Source organism: Psychrobacter sp. AOP31-B2-9 (assembly GCF_052378005.1).
GTDB lineage: Bacteria > Pseudomonadota > Gammaproteobacteria > Pseudomonadales > Moraxellaceae > Psychrobacter.
In genome coordinates this window covers 1-232 of record NZ_JBQSXG010000389.1, presented here as the reverse complement: position 1 = coordinate 232, position 232 = coordinate 1, and the positions used below count along the sequence as shown (strand labels likewise).

Here is a 232-nt window from a genome sequence, read left to right as displayed (position 1 = left end):
TGTCGTGCCAACAGATGCAATGACGCCAGAATCAGCCATCTTATCAGTATAGCGAATTGATAAGTACTGAACGCCGCGATCACTATGATGAATGACATCTTTAGGATGGTTTCTGTCTGCAATGGCTTGGTTTAGTGCTGCCATCACCATATCAGTGTTCATCCGATTAGAGACTTTCCAGCCCACAATAGCGCGAGCAAATACATCAATGATAAAGGCGGTATATACCCAG

1 protein-coding gene is annotated in these 232 nt (G+C 44.4%); it reads right to left on the bottom strand.

Annotated elements, in window-relative coordinates; translation table 11 throughout:
* On the bottom strand, positions 1-232 hold a 232-nt coding region (locus ACT3SX_RS15765; protein ID WP_444761896.1), incomplete at both ends, for a DDE-type integrase/transposase/recombinase.